Genomic DNA, 4,188 nt, shown 5'->3' with positions numbered 1-4,188 from the left:
CTATTGCTTCCAGGTACTCATTTTCCGGATGATCCTAAAATATATTTAAGTGAACTTTCAAGCGCCTGTTTAACCAAATTCTGGTACAAAATGCCAGTATTGCTATTGATAACACCATAAATAAGGCTGCTATGGAGAGATGGCTGAGCGGTCGAAAGCGGCGGTCTTGAAAACCGTTGTCCCTTACGGGACCGGGGGTTCGAATCCCTCTCTCTCCGAATAAGGTAGGGTTAAATCTGCGTCTATGAAGAAAATAAATTTTTAAAAGGATGGTAATTCTGTATAGAGGAAAATTTCCTCTTAAAAAGATGTATTTAAATATCTATTTAGTCATGTTTAAATAAAAAGGTTTAAAAAAATAATATAATATTGAGGCTCAAGGGGAGAGGTGCGAGAGAGGCCGAATCGGGCTCCCTGCTAAGGAGTTGTGCCACGAAATGGCACCGTGGGTTCGAATCCCACCCTCTCCGGATTTTTAAATTTGTAAATAGAAAAAAATGATTCAAGTGGATGTAGAGTGGCCGGTCAATTAAAAGCTAATGTTAAGACCATACAAAAATGATTAGTTTATGAAAATATAGTAGTAAGCAAGACGTGCCCATAGCTCAGTGGATAGAGCATTGGATTGCGGATCCAAGGGTCGGAGGTTCAAATCCTCTTGGGCACGCATATAATTTAAATCAATGGCCACTCTGCTTCTATTTTTTGATAATTAGTTTCTTATGAATAATTCGCTATTTCATAAAATAAAAACTATTGCTTATTAATAAACATTGATGATATAGCGAGTGAGAAACTAATTATTGAGCTGGTATTAATGCATTACTATTTAAATGTGAATTGTTCACCAGCGACTAATTATGAAAATAGATTCATATACATTCGGCTTTATAAGTATCGATGGGAGGGGATATTCTAACGACATCATTATCTATCCCGATGGCACCATTAACAACAGATGGTGGAGAAAGGAAGGGCATAGGCTTGGTATTGAAGACCTTGAGAGACTTCCGTATGTGAAAGCAGAGGTTGTTATCATTGGAACCGGTTCAAACGGGTTAATGAAGGTACCCGAGGAAACCCTCCAGTATCTTAAAACAATCTGTAGCCAGATTGTAATAGAAACCACGTCAAGTGCAGTAAGGAAATTTAACTTTTTTTCACAATCAAAGAAGGTGGCAGGATTATTCCATTTAACTTGCTAACCAGAATAAGAAAAAGCTCCCTGTTAAAAAATGCATCCCGTAATTGCATCTTGTGTAAATAGAGCAATTTTGAGGTTTAAAGGGAGAGGTGCGAGAGTGGTTGAATCGGGCGGTCTCGAAAACCGTTGTTCCCGTTGAGGGAACCGTGGGTTCGAATCCCACCCTCTCCGATAGGATTTAAACTGTTAGAGTGATTTTATCCTCATTATTGTTCGAAAAAGAGAAAAAGTATATTTCAATAAAGTTTTGTATTATTTATAATAAATATGGGGTGCTGAAAGTAGCAGTTGATGAAGTATTGATTATTTGATATTTAAAATAATTACCATCAATCGGTTAAGATAGATAATGGGGAAAACCATTATTGTGGCAAATCAAAAAGGTGGGGTTGGTAAAACCACCACAATAGTAAACCTCTCTGCATACATTGCAGAAGCTGGTAGAAAAACACTCGTGATTGACCTTGATGCCCAGGGTAATAGTTGTTCTGGGTTGGGGGTTAAAAGAGCTCCCGGAGAAAAGACTCTGTATGAAGCTATACTCGGGATGGAAGATGCACGTGAGCTGATAGCAAAAACAGCAATTAAAAACTTATACGTACTGCCGAGTAACATAAACCTTTCAGGGGCTCAAGTTGAAATGTTAGAAATGAAGGAAAGGGAGTTTAAGTTGAAGAAAGTGGTTGATGAGCTCAGGGAAGATTATGATTTCATTTTAATAGATTCTCCCCCCTCCCTCGGAATTCTGACCATCAATGGTCTGGCTGCAGCAGACTCTGTGATTATCCCCATCCAGTGTGAATACTATGCCCTTGAGGGGCTAAGCCAGCTTTTAAAGACAATAAATCTGGTAAGAACGAGATTAAACTCAAAGCTACACATAGAAGGGGTTCTTCTTACGATGTATGATACGAGAACAAATCTGTCAAGGCAGGTTGTTGAAGAGGTAATTGGCTATTTTAAGGAGAAAGTTTACAAGACTATAATACCAAGAAATGTAAAACTTGCAGAGGCACCGAGCTTTGGTAAACCAATTAACTTGTATGAACCCAGGAGCATTGGTGCAGTAAGTTACTATAATTTATCGAGGGAAGTACTCCATGACGGCGAAAAAAGTGCTGGGCAAAGGGCTTGATGCTCTGTTTTCAGAAAGGATTGAAGTAGAAGAAGCAGCTGAAAAGATTCCTTCAATAAGCATCGATGATATCATTCCAAACAGATTTCAACCAAGAAAAATCATAGATGAGGATAGGATAGATGAACTTGCAAGCTCGATTAAGGAGAATGGTTTAATTCAGCCGATAGTTGTAAGGAAGATGGACGGTAAGTATGAAATAATAGTTGGAGAAAGGCGTGTAAGGGCTGCGAAGAAGGCGGGATTGAAAGAGATCCCGGCTCTAATTAAAGAATACTCGGATATCAGGGCACTGGAAATTGCCCTTATAGAGAACTTGCAGAGGGAGGATTTGAATCCCATTGAGGAAGCTCTGGCATATAAGATGATTATTGAAAGGGAGATGATAACACAGGAGGAACTATCAAAAAAGATAGGAAAATCTCGAAGTTATATAGCTAATATGATGAGACTTCTGGAACTACCGGAAAGTGTTAAAGAACATGTTTCACGTGGAACAATTTCAGTTGGACAGGCTAAGGCTATACTGGCAGTATCGGATCATAAATCTCAGGAAGAGCTGGTAAAAAAGATACTGGCTGAGCAGTTGAGTGTTCGTGAAGTGGAGAAAATAGCGAGAAGGAAAAATGTTCCACGTGAAACAAAGGAATACAGGAAAGACCCGCATTTAGATGAGATCGAGGATCAGTTACGGACGAGATTCGGAACTAAAGTTGTTGTTGAGTACAGGAGTGGAAGGGGCACAATCAAGGTTGAGTTCTATTCAAGGGAAGAATTTGAGAGGATACTTGACCAAATGCTTTCTCGGTAACGGGGCATTAAAAATTCCAAATGGATGATTTATGGTGTTATCAATAACAATTCTGGCATTTTGTACCAGAATTTGGTTAAACAGGCGCTTGAAAGTTCACTTAGATATTCTTAATTTTTTATCTAAATAATGGGTACCCGATACGGTTTTTTATAGTGTGGAGAGTATGCCGGCTTACATTGCGAGTAAGGAGCCTGAGACGACTGACGAAGCAATTCCTTATAATTACTAAATAATCTTAAAGGGGATTGCTTCGGCTTCGCCTCCCAATAACTATTCATCGTTTACTTAGCTACTTATTCTAGGTACTCATTTTTCGAATGATCCAGATTATTACTGTTTTGGAAAACTTAAATTGAAACAAGCCCATTCACCCGGTTGTGAATCTGCCCAGACATGACCTTCATGTTGATCCATAACCAGTTTGCATAGATAAAGACCCAGACCGCTTCCACGATTATCCTGTGTAGCTTTGTTTCTCAGGCGGGTAAACTTAGAGAAAAGCCTTTTCCCTTCCTCTTGTGTGAACCCATCACCCTCGTTCCACACACTTATTCTTATTTTTCCATCTTCTTCGCTAACATTTAGTTCAGCCCTTCCGCCTTCTTTACCATATTTCGCGGCATTGCTGAGGTAGTTGGAAATTGCTATTCGCATCAGTTCTGGATCTGCAAAAACCATCAGTTTTTCAGGACCATTTACCTTTAAATTAATACTGCGAGAGCCAAAAAGATCTTTTGTTTGAGCTATACAAGCGTCTATTACTTCACTGCAGAGGTCAATCTCCTTTTTATCTGCTACGAATTCCCCCTGCTCAGTTCTTGATAGATCAAGGTAGTTTTTAACCATATCCTGGAGTTCTTCTGCATTTTTTTTAATTCTTATTAAGAAATGTTTTACATTTTCAGGGACCTCACCTGCAAGCCCCTCTAACATTACAGAACTCATCGTCTGCATTGCGGCCAGTGGTGATTTGAGTTCATGTGTTACAAATCCAAGCATTTGCATGTAGTTGCGGTTTGCCTGCTCTAATTCTTT

4 protein-coding genes and 4 tRNA genes are annotated in these 4,188 nt (G+C 39.2%); 7 read left to right on the top strand and 1 reads right to left on the bottom strand.

All coding sequences use genetic code 11. The features are described from left to right. The first annotated feature begins 133 nt into the window (after nucleotides 1–133). The 7 genes from ACUVXA_RS17215 (at nucleotide 134) to ACUVXA_RS17185 (ending at nucleotide 3,150) form a co-directional block, all read left to right on the top strand. Nucleotides 134–218: transfer RNA gene (locus ACUVXA_RS17215), tRNA-Ser, on the top strand. A 164-nt stretch (nucleotides 219–382) separates the two neighbouring features. After that, nucleotides 383–470, top strand: a tRNA-Ser gene (locus ACUVXA_RS17210). Nucleotides 471–594: 124 nt separating this feature from the next. Continuing rightward, nucleotides 595–667: transfer RNA gene (locus tag ACUVXA_RS17205), tRNA-Arg, on the top strand. Nucleotides 668–860: 193 nt separating this feature from the next. Then, nucleotides 861–1,205, top strand: coding sequence for an Mth938-like domain-containing protein (locus ACUVXA_RS17200; protein WP_445872520.1), 345 nt, complete (start codon nucleotides 861–863; stop codon nucleotides 1,203–1,205). Nucleotides 1,206–1,287: 82 nt separating this feature from the next. After that, a tRNA-Ser gene (locus ACUVXA_RS17195) sits at nucleotides 1,288–1,375 on the top strand. A gap of 178 nt (nucleotides 1,376–1,553) precedes the next feature. After that, nucleotides 1,554–2,339 carry a ParA family protein gene (locus ACUVXA_RS17190; RefSeq protein WP_445872519.1) on the top strand — a complete coding sequence of 262 codons (786 nt, stop codon included), beginning with the start codon at nucleotides 1,554–1,556 and terminating at the stop codon, nucleotides 2,337–2,339. Then, entirely contained in the window at nucleotides 2,305–3,150 is an 846-nt protein-coding gene (locus tag ACUVXA_RS17185) for a ParB/RepB/Spo0J family partition protein (RefSeq protein ID WP_445872518.1), read from the top strand. The genes ACUVXA_RS17190 and ACUVXA_RS17185 overlap by 35 nt, the downstream gene beginning before the upstream one ends. A 333-nt stretch (nucleotides 3,151–3,483) precedes the next feature. Here ACUVXA_RS17185 and ACUVXA_RS17180 read toward each other — a convergent pair. After that, nucleotides 3,484–4,188, bottom strand: a 705-nt coding sequence (locus tag ACUVXA_RS17180; protein ID WP_445872517.1) for a sensor histidine kinase, incomplete at its 5' end; no start/stop codon positions are given.

This window comes from Candidatus Jordarchaeum sp., assembly GCF_052745115.1.
Note: the sequence above shows the minus strand (reverse complement) of the source record. Positions and strands in the feature narration are given on the sequence as shown.

Excerpts from the sequence above, each read along its gene's own strand:
- ACUVXA_RS17200 (WP_445872520.1), top strand. The coding sequence starts at position 861 with ATGAAAATAGATTCATATACATTCGGCTTTATAAGTATCGATGGGAGG.
- ACUVXA_RS17190 (WP_445872519.1), top strand. The coding sequence starts at position 1,554 with ATGGGGAAAACCATTATTGTGGCAAATCAAAAAGGTGGGGTTGGTAAA.
- ACUVXA_RS17185 (WP_445872518.1), top strand. The coding sequence starts at position 2,305 with ATGACGGCGAAAAAAGTGCTGGGCAAAGGGCTTGATGCTCTGTTTTCA.